Genomic DNA, 17,352 nt, shown 5'->3' on the forward strand with positions numbered 1-17,352 from the left:
CATGCCAACCGTAATAATGGCAACATAATCAGGCTTTCATGCAGGAGTTCAGGATGAAGACCGAACCAAACGAAGTTCACAACAGACCAAAACTGGTCACCGTTTTCGGCGGCTCTGGCTTTGTTGGACGCGCGGTCGTAGCAAGCCTCACCAAGCGCGGTTATCGTGTGCGTGTCGCTGTGCGCAAACCGGAAGTCGCCTATTATATGGGACCACTTGGCAATGTCGGCCAGATCCAGATGGTTCAGGCCAATGTGCGTCATCGCGGTTCGGTTGAACGCGCGATCATGGGTGCCGACCATGTGATCAATCTTGTTGGCATTCTGTCGGAAAGCGGCAAGCAGCGTTTTACTGCCGTGCAGGTTATGGGCGCAAAAAACATTGCCGAAGCAACCAAAGCGGCGGGTCTCAAGCTCACACATCTTTCTTCGCTTGCAGCCGATGCAAATTCAGCATCCAGCTATGCCCGAACCAAGGCAGAAGGCGAAAAGGCTGTTCTTGGCGTGCTGCCCGATACTGTTATCCTGCGCCCGTCGATCATTTTCGGCCATGAAGACCGCTTTTTCAACCGCTTTGCCAATCTGGCCCGTTTTTCACCCTTTCTGCCGGTTATCGGCGGTGGTGAAACCAAGCTTCAGCCGGTTTATGTCGGCGATGTCGCAGAAGCTGTTGCACAGGCCGTCGATGGCAAGCTGAAAGCCGGCACCGTATATGAACTGGGTGGACCGGATGTCCAGCCATTCAAGAACTGGATGCAAGATATGCTTGGCGTTATTGCCAGAAAGCGCATCATCATCTCGATACCCTGGTGGGTTGCCCGCATTCAGGCGTCTGTGCTGGGTCTGCTGCCCAATCCGCTGCTTACCAATGATCAGGTGACATTGCTCAAATCAGATAATGTCGTGTCGCAACAGGCAATCAAGGAAGGCCGCACATTGCAGGGCATCGGTATTACGCCGGAAGCCGTGGATGCAATCCTGCCAGCCTATCTCTGGCGCTACCGCGTTGCCGGTCAATATACCAAGACCGGATTGGCGTAAGAGTAGAATATGGATGAATAAAGGGGCCAAATGGCCCCTTTTCTTTTGCGCGACCGCTCCAGCCCTGCGCTATGGCTCCGGGCGTTCGTCGCTCAAAAAGCCAAATCATTGGCTTTTTGTCCGCGATGCGGACCGCTCCTCACCCCCAGACCAAAAGCGCAGCCATTCCAAGCGAGCCAACGATCAGGCGCCACCATGCAAACAGCCTGAAACCATGGCGCGAGACATAATCAAGCAAATGCTTGACGACAAATACGCCAGAGATAAAAGCCATGATAAAACCGATAATGATCTGAGCCGTGTCATTCATCGAAAGCATGCTATGGCTTTTATAAAGATCATAAGTAAAAGCGCCGGCCATGGTTGGCATGGCGAGGAAGAACGAAAACTCTGCCGCCGAGCGCTTGTCTGCGCCAAGCAGGAGGGCACCAACAATCGTGGAGCCCGAACGCGACACGCCGGGAACCATAGCAAGGCACTGGAAAAAACCAATGGCGAGACAAATCGGCATCGGATAATCCATCACGTCACGATAGCGCGGCTTGAGGTCCATCTGATCAATCCAGAGCAGAATAAACCCGCCAAGGATAAGCATGATACAAACCAGCATCGGCGTTTCAAACAACACGCTTTTGATAAAACCATGCATCATTGCACCAATGATGGCGGCAGGCAAAAATGCCAGCAAAATACCAAAAACAAAACGACGGGTTCGGGCATCGCGCGGGAAGTCGGTCAGAATTTTAAGCAGTTTTGCCGAATAGACTGTCAGGATCGCAAGGATTGCACCGAGCTGAATGAGAACCTCAAAGGTCTTTCCAGTCGATTCAAAGCCGAGAAAATGGCCGATCAGCAACAAATGCCCTGTAGAAGAAACGGGAATGAATTCCGTCAAACCTTCGATCAGTCCGAGAAAAGCGGCTTCCAGAAGATTATAAATTTCCATGAAGTCAGTACCTTAGAAGGTGGCAGAATAAAAATGGCGCATCTTGACGAGCTGTTAATCATGAAAATGCTACAAACAGCACTCCCGGCGATTGCTTGTCTCAGCCAAGCATAGCACCTATAACCTAAACATTCCGTTGAGGCGGCTCGAATAACCTGAAAGCAGCGATAACCTGCCAAGGGTGCAAATGCCAGCCGAGATTTCTCACCGGAAGTTAATCAGAGCGCCGTGCGTCCCGAAAAGACGCACAAAGGACGCTCTGGCCCTTAAAACGAAGCATCGTGCTTTCCAAAAATCGAATCCCGATTTTTGGGCCGATGCTGTCAAGCTTGTCAGTCGAGAGTACCGCGTCGATCATGCTTACGCTTTTTCATCATCCCATGTCTTCAGGTTCGCGCTATGTGCGGCTTATTCTCGGCGAATATGATGTTGAGGCCGAAATGATCGAGGAGCGTCCATGGTCGCGCCGCAAGGAATTTCTTGCACTCAACCCCGCAGCAACACTCCCCGTCCTGCTCGCTGAACGCGATCTGCCCGTTGTCGGTGCGACAGTTATTGCAGAATATCTCGACGAAACACGTGGGGCACTCAAGCGCAATCGCCGCCTTTTGCCCGAAAGCCCGATGGAACGCGCAGAAGTGCGCCGACTGGTTGACTGGTTTCTGCTCAAGCTTGAAAATGAAGTCACACGCCATATTGCGCGTGAACGCGTGTTCAAGCTGCAAATGTCAGCCGAAACAGGTGGCAGCGCACCCGATTCAACCGCCATTCGTGCAGCCCGCACCAATATCCGTCAGCATATGCGCTATATCGACTGGCTTGCCGCCACCCGCGACTGGCTCGCAGGCGGTCTGCCAAGCTATGCGGATATGGCCGCAGCAGCATCGCTCTCCGTGCTCGATTATCTGGGCGAAATCGAATGGGGCGAGACAAAAGCCGCGCGCGACTGGTATGCTCGCATGAAATCGCGTCCGTCCTTCCGCCCTTTATTGTCTGATCGCGTGCGCGGACTAGCACCAGTGGCCCATTATGGCGACCTCGACTTCTGATAAAAAACAGGCTCTCGAAAAGGCGCTCAAGCTCAAACGCTTTCTGATCGAAGAAGCCAAAGCAATCGGTTTCGATGCCGTGGCTTTCACGGGTCCTGATTGTATTCCGCAAGCCCCCCTTCGGTTGCGGCAATATATTGCTGACGGCCATCACGCCGATATGCTCTGGATGGAGGAAACCGAAGAACGCCGCGCTAATCCGAGTGTATTATGGCCAGAAGTCCGGTCAATCATGGTGCTTGCCATGAATTATGGACCGGACAACAATCCCCTTGAAATTCTTGAACACAAGGACCGCGCCGCAATCTCGGTCTATGCGCAAAATCGCGACTACCACGACATCATCAAGGGCAAGCTCAAACATATTGCAAGCCGCTTTGCAGCGCGTGCGGGACAAGATGTAAAAGTCTTTGTCGATACAGCGCCCGTGATGGAAAAGCCGCTGGCACAGGCGGCAGGTCTTGGCTGGCAGGGAAAACATACCAATCTGGTCAGTCGTGAACTTGGCTCATGGCTGTTTCTTGGTTCGATCTTTACCACGGCTGACATTCCACCCGATGAAGCTGATCGCGATCATTGCGGATCGTGCAGGGCATGTCTTGATGCCTGCCCGACAAAGGCCTTCCCCTCGCCTTACCGGATCGATGCGCGGCGCTGCATCTCCTATCTGACCATTGAGAATAAAGGTCCGATCCCGCTCGAATTTCGCAAAGCCATGGGCAACCGCATCTATGGTTGCGACGATTGCCTTTCTGTCTGCCCCTGGAACAAGTTTGCGCAAGCGACCAGCGAGATGAAGCTCAAGGCCCGTGACGATCTCAAGGCGCCCAGGCTTGCGGATTTTCTTGCCCTTGACGATGCCACATTTCGCACGCTGTTTTCCGGTTCTCCCGTCAAGCGTATCGGGCGCGACCGTTTCCTGCGCAATGTGCTGATTGCGGCAGGAAATTCAGAGGATCAAACGCTGGTGCCGCTAGTGGAAAGCCTGCTTGAAGATCCGGCGCCTGTCGTGCGTGGTGCTGCTGTCTGGGCTTTGAAACAGCTTGCAAGTACAGACTATTTCAAAACATCACACAAACGTCTGGCCTCACGCGAAGAGGATGCTACGGTGCGTGCAGAATGGATCATAGATATTGGAGAATAGCTGGAATGCGTATTTTTCTGTTTGGGGCCGGTTATTCAGCGAGAGCTTTTTCCCGCCTGATGCGTGGAGAGGCAGAACGCATTGATGGCACCACGCGCAATGAGCAGAATTTCCCGCTTCTTGAACAATCCGGCATTGCGCCAATCACTTTTGACGGCGAAACTGCTTCAGCGGAACTGATCGACCGCCTCGCAAAATCAACCCATGTCGTCATCTCGGTTTCGCCGCGTGACAATGGTGATCCTTGTCTGGCAATCGTTGAAGAAGCATTGCGGCGTCCGGGCAATACTATTCGCTGGATCGGCTATCTTTCAACCGTTGGTGTCTATGGCAATTTCGATGGCAACTGGATTGACGAAACAGCATTGCGCCAGCCCGCTTCACGACGTTCAACAGAGCGCGTTGAAGCAGAAAATGCATGGCAGGCGCTGAGCGAGCGTTACGGCACGCCGGTTGCGCTTCTTCGTCTGTCGGGCATTTATGGTCCCGGAAGAAATGCTTTCATCAATCTTGAGCGTGGGACGGCGCGACGCATTATCAAGCAGGATCAGGTCTTCAATCGCATTCATGTTGAAGACATTGCCGGATCATTACGCTTTCTCGCCGGCACCAATACGGGCGGCGCATTCAATATTACCGATAATGAACCAGCGCCGCCACAGGATGTCGTCACCTATGCGGCCGAGCTGATGGGCGTTATTCCACCGCCTGAAATTCCATTTGAAGATGCCGAGATGACACCAATGGCCCGCTCCTTTTATGGCGAGAATAAACGTGTTTCCAACCAGCGCATCAAGGCCTTGGGTTATGAATTTATCTACCCCGATTATAAAATTGCTTTTTCGGCCATGTGGAGAGACAATAATTGGCGCTGACAACAGCCCCGGAAAGCCAAATCCGGGCTGTTGCTTTGCATGATTCGAGCAAATTTATTTGGAAATTGCCCATGGCTAAGAGATTTTCCTCCCGATTCTGGTCGCGTTTTGTCCTCGCAACCTGTCTTTCGGTAATGATTGTGCCAGAATTTGTTTCAGCAGAACTTACTTCACAGGCATTTGCGCAGGATGCCCCTGCAAAACAGGCTTTCGGCAGCAAGAAACTGCCCGTTCTGACGAAAGAGCCGCAATCCATCGGCTTTTATGCCAAGGGTTGCTTGTCCGGTGGCGTTGCCTTGCCTGTGGATGGTCCGAACTGGCAGGTCATGCGCCTTTCACGCAATCGCAACTGGGGGCATCCGCGCACAATCGGCCTTCTTGAAAAACTCTCCCGCGATGCCGCAAAAGACGGCTGGCCGGGGCTGCTGGTTGGCGATATTTCGCAGCCACGCGGTGGCCCGATGCTGACCGGGCACGCCTCCCATCAAGTGGGGCTTGATGCCGATATCTGGCTGACGCCAATGCCAAAAGAACGCTTCACCGATGCAGAGCGTGAAAACGTATCCGCCATTTCCATGCTGAAAAAGGATTCGCTTTATGTTGATCCAAAGAAATGGACCCCGGCACGTACAGCGCTTATCAAACACGCTGCCAGCTACCCGGAAGTCGAACGCATATTCGTACATCCCGGCATCAAGAAACAGCTTTGCGACACTGCAACCGGCGACCGCCAATGGTTGAGCAAAGTGCGCCCCTATTGGGGTCATTTCTATCATTTTCACATCAGGCTGCATTGCCAGCCCGGATCGCCCGACTGCAAGCCACAGCCAAAAGTCACAGGTGGCGATGGTTGCGACAAGTCACTGGCATGGTGGTTTACCGATGAACCATGGAAGCCTGCAAAGCCATCCAAAGAACTGCCGAAAAAACCAAAGCAGATCATGGTTTCAGACCTGCCAAAAGCCTGTGCCGCTGTGCTTAATGGTCCGTCGCCGGATTCAATTGCGGATGTAATCTATAATGCTAATTAAAGCTAGTGTGGTGGATTTGAAGTTCCTATCATTTGTCTTGCATTCATGTTTAGGAACTTCAAATCCGTAAACCACACTAGATTCAATAATTTACTAGTATGGCTTTGGTCCCGAAATTCGCTCAGTTGATTGCAATAAAGTGATACGAATTTCGGGTCCGCCATACTAGCATCAGAAAACAGGCTTTTCACTGGCTTATAGCTCCGCTATAGGCTTAAAACGATTTAACACGCCAATGACAAGGTTATCATATTCATGACAGGACGCCTGCGCATCGCATTGATCGCCCATGATCTGAAAAAGGACGAGATGGTTGCTTTCGCACGCAGCCATGAAAAAGCTCTGTCGCATTATGATATCGTGGCAACCGGCACCACCGGCGGGCTTATTCAGGACGCCTGTCCTTCACTCAATATTCTGCGCGTTAAAAGTGGACCTCTTGGCGGCGACCAGCAAATCGGTGCCATGATCGCCGAAGGCACTGTGCAGGCTTTAATCTTCTTTATCGATCCGCTTTCGCCATTGCCGCATGATGTGGATGTGAAGGCTTTGACACGTCTTGGCAGCGTCTATGACATTCCCATGGCGCTCAACCCGGCCACGGCTGAAAAACTTATAAAAGTGCTTGATTAGGGTCAGGGCCTTAATCAGGCGCGTCCATATGGCCCGCAAATAATAAGAACAAACAAAGCAGCAAGGCACACCATGTTTAACGCTGACCAGAATTTCAAATTTCCCGTCCTCGTCGGCGACATCGGTGGCACCAATGCCCGCTTTGCGCTGCTTGTTGATACGCATGCAGAGCCAAAAGAGTTTCCGGTTGTGCAAACGGCAAATTATGCCACGATAGACGATGCTATCGAGCAGACAGTTCTCAACCATACATCCATCCGTCCGCGTTCAGCGATTCTCGCAGTCGCCGGCCCGGTTGATGGCGATGAGATCGATCTCACCAATTGCGACTGGGTTGTGCGTCCAAAACAAATGATTGCCAATCTGGGCTTTGAAGATGTGACCGTCCTCAATGATTTTGAGGCGCAGGCGCTCGCCGTTGTGTCCATCGAAAAAGAATATCTGCACCAGATCGGCGGCAATGAAGAAGAAATTACAGCGACGCGCGTGGTCCTTGGACCCGGCACAGGTTTAGGCGTTGCAGGGCTTGTACGCACCAGCAAGGCATGGGTTCCGGTTCCCGGCGAAGGCGGTCATATTGATATCGGCCCACGCAGTGCACGCGATTATCAGATCTTTCCGCATATCGAGACCATCGAAGGCCGCGTTGCAGCCGAGCAGATCCTGTGCGGCCGCGGTCTGCGCAATCTTTATCTGGCAATCTGCGCGGCCGATAATGCAAAACCGGTTCTCGACACACCACCCGATATCACCGCAGCCGGTCTTGATGGCAGCAATAAACAGGCCGTTGAAACGCTTGAGCTGTTTGTGACCTATCTTGGTCGTATTGCAGGCGACCTTGCACTTATTTTCAAGGCGCAGGGCGGTGTCTATTTATCAGGCGGCATTCCACAGCGCATTCTTCCCGCACTTCAAGGCGGATCGTTTCGCGCAGCCTTTGAAGACAAGGCGCCCCACTCGCATTTCATGCATGATATTGCGGTGCGTGTTGTCGTTCATCCACTTGCAGCACTCAGCGGACTGTCCGCTTTTGCGCGTGCCCCGACACGGTTTGAAGTGGCCACCCAGGGACGCCGCTGGCGTCTTGGCTGAGCCGCACACATTCTCAGGCATGGTCAAGCCGCAAAGATAACGCTATAGAAGCGCTGCAATTGATCATTATTGCAGCCAGACGCTGCCAGACAAAAAGCACTTTGCCCGTGAGCCTATTTAAAAAGAAAAAGAAGAAAATCGATCCGAGCGAAGCAACGCGCGTCATCCGTCGCATGATGTCGGAGAATGCAAGCCAGTATAAGGCTAGCTATGCAATCGCAATTCTCGCCTCGCTCATTGTCGGCGCATCCAACGGTGCGCTTGCCTATATGATGAAGCCGATGATCGACAAGATTTTCTATGAACAGAAAATCGGCCTCATATGGATTATCTGCGGGGCAATTCTCGGCATTTTCATTCTACGCGGCCTTTCAAGCTATATTCAGGCCGTTGAACTTGCCAAAATCGGCAATAATCTGGTTGCGCGTTATCAAAAACGCATCTTCGATCATCTGCTGAAACTCGGTCTCGATTTTTACAGTGATACACGATCCGGCCATCTGGCAGCGCAGATCAATCAGAATGTGAATGGCATCCGTGATTTGCTGAACATGACAATCACATCGATTGCGCGTGATTTTGTTGCGCTAATCGGTCTGATCGGCATGATGTTTTACACAGACCCCTTCATGTCAACGGTGGTTTTTTTGATCGGCCCGCCGCTTGTTCTGGCCGTTGCCTATATTTCGCGCCGTATCCGCGCCGTCACCCGCGATCTTGTGCACCTCAACTCGCATCTTCTGGGTGCCATGCAGGAAACGGTGCAGGGTGTCGCCATTGTGAAAGCCTTCACGATGGAAGACCAGTTGCGCGACAAAATCGGCACGCTGATTGATCAGGCCGAAAACCGCAGCAACAAGATTGCCCGTGTATCAGAACGCACCACCCCTATCGCCGAAATTCTGGCAGGCTGTGCCATTGCAGGCGTGCTGGCCTATAGCGGTTATAATGCGATCCTCAACCAGCAGCCTCCCGGCTCGATGTTCGCTTTCATCACGGCATTGTTGCTGGCCTATGATCCGGCACGCCGGCTTGCCCGTTTGCAGGTCGGCCTTGAACGTGCGCTCGTCAATGCACGCATGATCTATGAAGTGCTCGACATTGAACCCAATCAGGAAGATGCGCCGGATGCTGTGGCTCTCAAGCCCGGCAAGGGAGAGATTGATTTCCAGAATGTCCATTTTTCTTACAGCGATATTGCACCGGTTCTGCATGGTGTGAGCTTCACTGCCAGAGCAGGACAGACCACCGCAATTGTCGGCGCATCGGGTGCTGGAAAATCAACACTCATCAGTCTTGTGCAGCGCTTTTACGATGTAAGCGAGGGGAAAATTCTGTTCGACGGGCAGGATATTGCCAAAGTCACGAAACACTCGCTTCGCCATTGCGTGGCCTATGTTTCACAGCAGCCCTATCTGTTTGAAGGCTCGATTGCCGACAATATCCGCTATGGTCGCCCGGATGCCACACAGAAAGAAATCATTGAAGCGGCCAGGCTTGCCAATGCGCATGAATTCATCTTGCAGCAGCCGCAGGGCTATGACACGCCAGTCGGCGAAAACGGTGTGACGCTTTCCGGTGGGCAGCGCCAGCGCTTGTCAATCGCACGTGCAATTGTGCGCAATGCGCCTGTCCTTTTGCTTGATGAAGCAACATCTGCGCTCGACAATGAATCGGAGCAGCGCGTTCAGCAGGCACTTGATCACATCATGAAGGATCGCACGACCATCGTGATCGCGCATCGGCTTTCCACCGTTGTCAATGCTGAGCACATCGTGGTGATGGAAGCAGGCCATGTGGTTGAAGAAGGTCGTCATCATGATCTGATCCAGATACCAAATGGTGTCTATGCCCGCTTCTACGAGCTTCAAAGCGGAAAAAGCGATAATCTTATCGGAAATGCGGGAGCAGAGGAAAAATCCAATGGCTGAGCTTGCTGAAATGAACCTTGTGGTTGTGGGTGCGGGTGGCCGTATGGGGCAGACGCTCATTCAGACAATCCATGAAACGAACGGCGCACGGCTGGTCGGTGCCATTGAACGCGAAGGATCAGCCTTTCTTGGCAAGGATGCGGGTGAGATCGCAGGGCTTGGCAAACTTGATGTCGAAATTACCAGCGACCCGCTGCCAATCTTCGCAAAAGCCCATGGTGTTCTCGACTTCACCAGCCCGGCAGCGACATTAAATTATGCAAGTCTGGCCGCACAGGCACGTATAGTTCATGTTATCGGCACAACCGGCATAAGCGCTGAAGACGAAGAAAAGATCATTGCCGCCGCACGCCATGCCACAATTGTCAAATCCGGCAATATGAGCCTTGGCGTCAATCTGCTATCCGGTCTTGTCAAGAAGGCTGCACAGGCGCTTGATGCGCAAGATTTCGATATTGAGATCCTCGAAATGCATCACAAGCACAAGGTCGACGCGCCTTCCGGTACGGCCCTTCTGCTTGGGGAGGCCGCCGCACAAGGACGGGCAATCAATCTTGCTGAAAACAGCGTTCGTGTGCGCGACGGTCATACCGGCGCACGTGAAGAAGGCACAATCGGTTTTGCAACCTTGCGTGGCGGTTCAGTGATTGGCGATCATTCTGTCATCTTTGCCGGTCAGGGCGAGAGCATTACATTGTCTCACCATGCGCAAGACCGCACAATTTTTGCCCGTGGCGCTGTGAAAGCAGCTTTATGGGCACATGGTAAAAAGCCCGGCCTTTATTCCATGCTCGATGTTCTCGGGCTTAACGATTGAACTTTCTTTTTCATCCCAACGGAGTGCTGCGATGTCTCGTACCCTCGTCCTTGTCCGCCACGGCCAAAGCGAATGGAATCTGAAAAACCTCTTTACTGGCTGGCGTGATCCGGGCCTGACCGAACAGGGTCATGCCGAAGCCAAGGCTGCCGGTCAGCGCCTGAAAGAGGCTGGTCTCAAATTTGACCTTGCCTATACGTCAGGCCTGTCACGTGCACAGGTTACATGCCAGCACATTCTTGACGAGCTTGGTCAATCGGACCTCGAAACCATCCGTGATCAGGCCTTGAACGAACGCGACTATGGCGATCTGTCAGGCCTTAACAAGGATGATGCACGCGCAAAGTGGGGCGAAGAACAGGTTCATATCTGGCGCCGCTCTTACGACGTCCCTCCTCCGGGTGGCGAAAGCCTGAAAGATACCGGTGCCCGCGTCTGGCCTTATTATCTGCACACGATCCAGCCGCATGTTTTGCGCGGCGAAACCATTCTGGTTGCAGCACATGGCAATTCACTGCGTGCGCTGATCATGGCGCTTGATGGCCTGACCCCGGAAGAGATTCTCAAGCAGGAACTCAATACCGGCGTTCCGATCATCTACAAGCTCAATGCCGATTCGACCGTTGCTTCCAAGGAAGTGCTTTCGGCATAAGGGAATTTCAGGCGCGGTTGTTTAAAAGCACCGCGCCTGAGCGACTGTTTACCGGTCTTTTGATTGCCCAAATCAGCAATGTGAAAAAAAGCTGATGGAATTGCGAAATGGCGATTGACAGAAACAGGCCGACCCCTTAGATCGATCCTCATCGCCCAGATGGCGGAATTGGTAGACGCACCAGCTTCAGGTGCTGGCGCTCGCAAGGGCGTGGAGGTTCGAGTCCTCTTCTGGGCACCAAAATTCTGTTTTTCTACGTATCTACCAATACGTGGATGTGTTTAAACCCTCGGTTCTCCGGGGGTTTTTCATTTCTGGGCGTGTTTGCACTTTCAGATGCCATTCTCATCAAGTGAATGGGTGCCGACCCTAGAGCTTTCCTATCAAATTAATAAAAACACCGCGATCATTCATAGATAAGTCACGTAAATCATCGGAGAAACGTCCAAAATTGTATCCGGCACCGATTTTGAAGTTGTCGCCGACATGTCGATATACAGCAGCCAATGCACCAAAGTCAGTGGTTCTGGCCTCAGTCATGTGCATCACTCGGCCTTCAAGTAACAAATCCCACTTTTTGACAATATGCAGATCGGTACGAATAATCCCCAAATGCGCTGACGAACGCTGCCATTCTTCATCAAACCGGTGATTGTTCTCTGCCGGGCGATACTTCGCTTCACCAATGCGAAAGCCGTATTTGGCGCCAACAGATAACCAAGATACCAAATCATAGGTGAAATCTGCCGAAAGAATATGGCTGCGCTGTGCAGGTGCATAACGATAGTTTGAGACACCGCTGCCAAGCTGACCATTGCCCGGCATGTCATAAAGATAACTATATTTGAACAAGGCGTTTAAACGGTCATTTTCTACCGGACGATAAGCGTATCCAACCGACGCTTCAACATAATCAGTATTCTGGAATGACGTCACATCCGATTTTGTATCAGACAAAACCGCATCCACGCCAACCAGAGCGCGCCAATCCGGGTTGGTTTTCCATGAATAGGCGCCGGCCAGCAAATAAGTGTTCTGATTGCGAGTGTGATCATCAGAACGCTCAAACCGCACTTCACCACGCAAGCGAGCAGTAATGCCACGCTCTTCATCCTTATAACCAATAGACAGCGACGGCGCGTAACGGTCAAAGTCGGAATACTCAATTCCTGCTTTATTGGTCGTGTCGTCACGAACACGGCCACCTTCAAAACCGCCATTAACTGTCCACATATTATCCGGCGTATAAACCACACCATAAGTATGCGTCAGCGATTGGCGAACGCCGAACAGATCATAATTATTTTCCGAATAAGCAGAAAACGCATCATTGATACGGCGCCTCATACCGCCGACAATAGCGCCCTTGTCACGACCAACCAGGTCATAATTGCGGTTAAGATCAAAAGCACGATTCGGATCAAGTCGATAACCGATATAATAGTGATCATCCACATTAGGATCATAGGTCAGCGCAGCAAGACCACCCCAGCCATTGGTGCCGTAAGAGACTTCGGCCTGCGTGCCAATTGTATCAGTCAACTTCAATTCAGTACCAACACCTATGCGGTCATTGCGACTGATATTACCAGAGCGTTCGGCAGTCACCTGTCCGAAAACATAGTATAGATGATCATCGTCCTGACGGTAATCAATACGTATACCTGTATCAATACGCGAACCATCATAACCGTTTTTGCCCGAAAGAATGGCATTGGGGGACATCAGCTCAGTGTAGGTCACACCAAATGATACTTTCCAATATTCATCAATTTCGTGACTGATCGAGCTCTTTCCTTCACGCTTGGTCTGGCCATTTTCATCCCAAAAATCATCATAGATAAGCTTCAGGCGCGTTTTATCCGTCAGATCCAGATCAGCATGTGCGCCCCAGAGACGTTTATTGACGTTTGTATTGTCAAAGAGGCTGGAAAAACCGGCTTGCTTCTCCTCATAGTAACCGCCAATTTTACCTTTGATGCCATCGTCCTTAAGATCGGCCAGGTCGATTTGACCACGCAACCGCCACGCCAGTGCCGTGCTGCCCTTTTTGCCGGTAGCGAGCGTGTTGCTGTTGGTCAAACCACCATCCGTGGAACGGGTAAAACCAAAGCCCTGCCCATCAGAAGCTGCCACTTCACCTTCTATAAAGGTCGTTTCGGAATGGCGCACACGAATATCAACACCGCCCGCCTTCTGATTGGCCGTGCCGGTTGTTTCCTGATAACCGGTCACACCCACCCGCACAGTGTCATTCAACCATTGCTGGCCGCGACCACCAAGACTATAACCATCCAGATCATCGGCAACCGGTTCGAATTCATATTGTGCAAGCACATAGACATTATTTCCGCCCAAGGCACCGTCACGCACCGGCCCGTTGGTGCCGGTGGAAGATGCCAATGGGCGATTGAGGATCAACACACCTTGCATATAATCAAAGCGGTAGTCTTCACCGGCACTCAATATACGCCGCTCTATCACGCGCCCCGTGACGGAATCGCGAAACTCAACCGTGATGGTTTCAGAACCTTCGACAATGTTCTGGCGGCGCATGAAATAGGCTGAACCGCCCGTTGCCAGATATTCGTCATATTGTGGCAAGGTATCAGGCTGGGCTGCATATAAATCAACTTCGGTTTTGCGTTCACCAAAACTTGTTGTTTCTCCTGATCGATAAACGCCCTGGGCACCATAAAGCGCACGATCCGAGCGCATGAATTCCGTACCGGTAATGCGGGTTTTAAAATTCCCCCACAAAACACGGCTGTCGCCGCGTTCCAGGCGGACATAAAATTTGCCATTTGTCGGCGCATCTTCCACAAATGTGGAATCGTCACCATAGACCGGGTAGTAATGATCCGGGTCAAGCTTACGCAGCAGATGACGTGGATTCTGCTTACCAAAATTACGAAACATGCTGTCGAGTTCATCATCGTTTGTATCAGCAGCAGCGGTCAGCAAATATTCGCCCTTGATTTTACCTTTCAGATAAAATGCCAGGCGACCATTGGTAGTGGTGCTATCATATTCACCAGGTCTCACCGCCTCAATACCGCTATCGCCATTGCGCTTGCGAAGCGTGATATCGGCTAAACCAACATAGAACCAATCATTATTGGGAATATTGATATCACGGTTGAAAGCAAGTCCGTCGCCTTTCAATCCGTCATTGATACCTACATCAATATCATGATCACCCGGGCGCAAAATGCGCTGCACCACAAACTTCTGTCCTCGGTCGACAGGAATGGTTTCGCCAAAAGCTTTGACCTGATAACCATCCGGGACATTGGTGCCGTGAACGGTAACAGCTCCACCATAGACCCGAATATTACGGATGGCGGTTCTATCCTCCCCCATACCCGGTGCAACCGCTTCTGTACGATCTCCCAAAGCATCTTTTTTTTCACTACGGCGCAAAGTCAGAGCTTCAGTTTCGTCAAAACGCCCCTTGTCATCATAAACGCGCAGCACATAAGCATAATCGCGGTCATCAACATTGGCCGGCATTACCCATTGCGCTTTAGCATTGGGTTCAACCGGCACAATTGCCACCGGCTTATCAACAGATCTGCCGTCACCAATTGCAAAAATACGGATTTCCGAGCGCTCAATAAAATCGGGATAGTTAGTCGTTGCCAGAAACTCGATGGGTTCATTGGCGCTGTAACTGCGGCGAACCGGCATGGTGGAAACATTGAGGATCGGCGATGTATCCAGGCCATCAAATTTGATCTGAATGTCGACACTGCTCAAATCCACATCGGTTCTACGCTTGGGGTCAATCTGGCGCGATGTTTTAGCGCTTGCTCTTGCCCCGCTCGTCTCAACCATGTCACCGTCAACACTGATCATAAACGGGATATTACCGGTATCAACTGCGATACCTTGTTCAGTATTTTCGCCGATCGCCAGATGATGCACAGAGCTATCATCCGAGATTTTTCCGCGTATATCTGCGGTTTCGGTCTTGGTTTCAGCCAAAACGGAATCTGTTGAAACATGACTTGCAACCAACGCAGAACTAGCCAAAAGAGCAAGACGAGAGAAATATCCAAGTTTGAACTGAGACATTTTCACAACTTTCAATTGCGTAGAGGGTTTCAAGGAAAGGTTCATTTACCCACCTCCACACGTGTCTCGATCTCAAGCGGGTAATTATCTCCTTTGCGCTTCCACAAATCACTGATCTGCTGGCGCACATGCTTCATCCGTTGCTTGGCCAAGGACTGCTCCTTACCAACCATTTTATAGCTCAGTCGCAAAACCGAGACTTCCTGTTTCAGGATTTCAACCAACTGTGACAGGTTATCAGACCACAGTTTCTTCAGCTCAACACGCCCTGCTTCAAAAGCCGCATCCTGAAGATCAAGACGCACCACACGACCGATTGATGCACCAAAGTTCAGCTTGGTCATTTTACCGGCAGTCAGACGTACAACACGCGGGTTTTCAGTTGTCAGGCGATAACCTGTCGGCAGCGTACGGGTATCCAGCTTCATGATAAAGTTAGAACCGATGCGCTGATCCGGCAGGGCTGCACAAGGCACATGGAAACGACCATACTCATCCGTCGTGATCAGCCAGCCTTTAGCAGTTGCCACACGCACACCTGCCAGACCTTTTTCACCATCATCCTGATAACCATTACGGTTCTTGTCATCAAAGACAGTACCAATAATGTCACCACAGTCGAAAACAGCTTCCACCAAAATTTCAACGTCAGCGGAGGAATCTGGTGCCAGAGGACTACCTGAACGGTCGGTGACAGTGGCAATATTGGTATGTTTACCAGGACCTGCAGTACTGAGTGCAAGCAAACGAAGACGGATCAGTACTTCACTTTTTGCAGGTACATTGATGTTCTCAAATATAACCAATCTGCCATTGACAATTGGATCATGTTTCACACCGTCAACGGTGGCACTACCTTCAACATAACGGAAGCCCGAGGGCATTGTGTCCATAATACGCAGATTCTGCGCCATGCTATTGGAATTATTGATTACCTTGATGGTAAATGGTGCCATCTCACCCCGGCGGATGAAACGTAAATCCGCAAGTTTTACAATTGTAACGTCTTTAGAAGAGGCTTTTATATGCAGCGCTGACGACGATTCATTGGATTTGACAAGATGACCAGTTTGACTGTCACCATTTGTGTAACCTTGAACTAAAGCAGTATTTTCAACGCCATTATCTACGCCCACGGCATTATCAATATCTGCTTGTGACAGCGTATACTGGGCTGTGAATGTCACACTTTCATTAGGGGCAAGTGTACTTTCCAGAGGGTTGAAATTCGACAGCTGGCCCGTTGCATTCTTGCCATTAAATGTCGGCCCTTTATCGTCAACTGTAATATTGTTGACTGTAACATTGCCCTGATTTTCAACTTTGAAACTATAGGTGATAACATCACCAGCCTGAGAGTTTTCGTTGACTTCTGGGGTAAATTTACCTGTTTTTTCCAGCTTCAGATCAACTTTTTGTGTTTCGATAACAACACACTGATCGGATGGGCATTCTGGATCTGGCTGATCCTTTTCTTTAGCTATATTTTTGATACTGCTGATATTTTCAGGTAATGGATCTACAACTTTCACTATCGCAGTCAGTGTAAGTTCGCCATTCGTGGTTCCCTCTTTAGCTGGTACGCTCAGATTTTCCCATGTAATGACACCACCCTGTGCCTCTCCAGAATGCTGGCCATTATTATCAGCCTGAAGAAACACTGTGTTTTCATCTAGAATATCCTGGACGGAATATTCATCAGTAGCGCCCCCCACATTGATGAGCTGAATTTCATATGTAAGAGTTTCACCCGGGTGGGCTATAGTCGAGCTTTGACCATCCTTATTGACCAATTTCTTTATGAGGTCGATCTTCGCTGCAACAGGAATGACAACCTCGCAGTCATCACAAGCCCCTCCATCCGACACAACCTTGTTGCCGACAGACACTGTCGCATTTTCATTGACCGTCGCCTTATAGGTCACTTCATGCGTACCGACACCTGCACCCGCTGGCAGCGTGAACACCAGAACAGGTGCACCGGATACTGAATAGCCCCTAGATTTGTAGACACCTTGTGACTTAAAAAAGAGGCAAGGAGCTTACGATGGGTAAAGCTAATTTC

General features: G+C 51.0%; 13 protein-coding genes and 1 tRNA gene. 11 read left to right on the forward strand and 3 right to left on the reverse strand.

What is annotated here, in order from left to right; translation table 11 throughout:
• The first annotated feature begins 53 nt into the window (after nucleotides 1-53).
• The gene (locus FHY56_RS06470; protein ID WP_140904341.1) at nucleotides 54-1,040 is read left to right on the forward strand and encodes a complex I NDUFA9 subunit family protein; all 987 of its coding nucleotides are present in this window, start codon (nucleotides 54-56) and stop codon (nucleotides 1,038-1,040) included.
• A gap of 139 nt (nucleotides 1,041-1,179) precedes the next feature.
• On the opposite strand, the gene FHY56_RS06475 is transcribed toward FHY56_RS06470, so the two are convergent.
• Nucleotides 1,180-1,986: an undecaprenyl-diphosphate phosphatase gene (locus FHY56_RS06475; RefSeq protein WP_140904342.1), complete on the reverse strand. Its 807-nt coding sequence runs from the start codon at nucleotides 1,984-1,986 to the stop codon at nucleotides 1,180-1,182.
• A 356-nt stretch (nucleotides 1,987-2,342) separates the two neighbouring features.
• Between FHY56_RS06475 and FHY56_RS06480 the strand changes: the two genes are divergently transcribed.
• The 10 genes from FHY56_RS06480 to FHY56_RS06525 all read left to right on the forward strand — a co-directional run bounded on the left by FHY56_RS06480 (nucleotide 2,343) and on the right by FHY56_RS06525 (nucleotide 11,450).
• Complete coding sequence (locus FHY56_RS06480; protein WP_140904343.1) at nucleotides 2,343-3,035, forward strand: glutathione S-transferase family protein; 693 nt, start codon at nucleotides 2,343-2,345, stop codon at nucleotides 3,033-3,035.
• Nucleotides 3,016-4,179, forward strand: coding sequence for a tRNA epoxyqueuosine(34) reductase QueG (queG, locus tag FHY56_RS06485; RefSeq protein WP_140904344.1), 1,164 nt, complete (start codon nucleotides 3,016-3,018; stop codon nucleotides 4,177-4,179). Before FHY56_RS06480 ends, queG begins: the two co-directional genes overlap by 20 nt.
• A gap of 5 nt (nucleotides 4,180-4,184) precedes the next feature.
• Nucleotides 4,185-5,054, forward strand: a complete 870-nt coding sequence (locus FHY56_RS06490) for an SDR family oxidoreductase (RefSeq protein ID WP_140904345.1) — start codon at nucleotides 4,185-4,187, stop codon at nucleotides 5,052-5,054.
• A gap of 71 nt (nucleotides 5,055-5,125) precedes the next feature.
• Nucleotides 5,126-6,085, forward strand: coding sequence for a penicillin-insensitive murein endopeptidase (mepA, locus tag FHY56_RS06495; protein ID WP_140904346.1), 960 nt, complete (start codon nucleotides 5,126-5,128; stop codon nucleotides 6,083-6,085).
• Nucleotides 6,086-6,340: 255 nt separating this feature from the next.
• Nucleotides 6,341-6,718: a methylglyoxal synthase gene (locus FHY56_RS06500; RefSeq protein ID WP_140904347.1), complete on the forward strand. Its 378-nt coding sequence runs from the start codon at nucleotides 6,341-6,343 to the stop codon at nucleotides 6,716-6,718.
• A gap of 72 nt (nucleotides 6,719-6,790) precedes the next feature.
• Nucleotides 6,791-7,810 (forward strand): glucokinase, encoded by a 1,020-nt coding sequence (locus FHY56_RS06505; protein ID WP_140904348.1) that lies wholly within the window; start codon nucleotides 6,791-6,793, stop codon nucleotides 7,808-7,810.
• A 107-nt stretch (nucleotides 7,811-7,917) separates the two neighbouring features.
• Nucleotides 7,918-9,741, forward strand: a complete 1,824-nt coding sequence (locus FHY56_RS06510; protein WP_140904349.1) for an ABC transporter ATP-binding protein — start codon at nucleotides 7,918-7,920, stop codon at nucleotides 9,739-9,741.
• Nucleotides 9,734-10,558: a 4-hydroxy-tetrahydrodipicolinate reductase gene (dapB, locus tag FHY56_RS06515; protein WP_235889432.1), complete on the forward strand. Its 825-nt coding sequence runs from the start codon at nucleotides 9,734-9,736 to the stop codon at nucleotides 10,556-10,558. The genes FHY56_RS06510 and dapB overlap by 8 nt, the downstream gene beginning before the upstream one ends.
• Nucleotides 10,559-10,589: 31 nt before the next feature.
• Complete coding sequence (locus tag FHY56_RS06520; protein ID WP_140904350.1) at nucleotides 10,590-11,210, forward strand: 2,3-bisphosphoglycerate-dependent phosphoglycerate mutase; 621 nt, start codon at nucleotides 10,590-10,592, stop codon at nucleotides 11,208-11,210.
• Between the two features lie 153 nt (nucleotides 11,211-11,363).
• Nucleotides 11,364-11,450 (forward strand) — tRNA-Leu (locus FHY56_RS06525).
• Nucleotides 11,451-11,579: 129 nt separating this feature from the next.
• On the opposite strand, the gene FHY56_RS06530 is transcribed toward FHY56_RS06525, so the two are convergent.
• Both FHY56_RS06530 and FHY56_RS06535 read right to left on the reverse strand, forming a co-directional pair.
• On the reverse strand, nucleotides 11,580-15,332 hold the full coding sequence (locus FHY56_RS06530) for a TonB-dependent receptor (RefSeq protein ID WP_235889433.1): 3,753 nt from the start codon (nucleotides 15,330-15,332) through the stop codon (nucleotides 11,580-11,582).
• Nucleotides 15,329-17,212, reverse strand: coding sequence for a DUF7507 domain-containing protein (locus tag FHY56_RS06535; protein WP_140904351.1), 1,884 nt, complete (start codon nucleotides 17,210-17,212; stop codon nucleotides 15,329-15,331). Before FHY56_RS06535 ends, FHY56_RS06530 begins: the two co-directional genes overlap by 4 nt.
• Between the last annotated feature and the right edge of the window lie 140 nt (nucleotides 17,213-17,352).

It is taken from the genome of Brucella gallinifaecis, from assembly GCF_006476605.1.
Taxonomy (GTDB): Bacteria; Pseudomonadota; Alphaproteobacteria; order Rhizobiales; family Rhizobiaceae; genus Brucella; species Brucella gallinifaecis.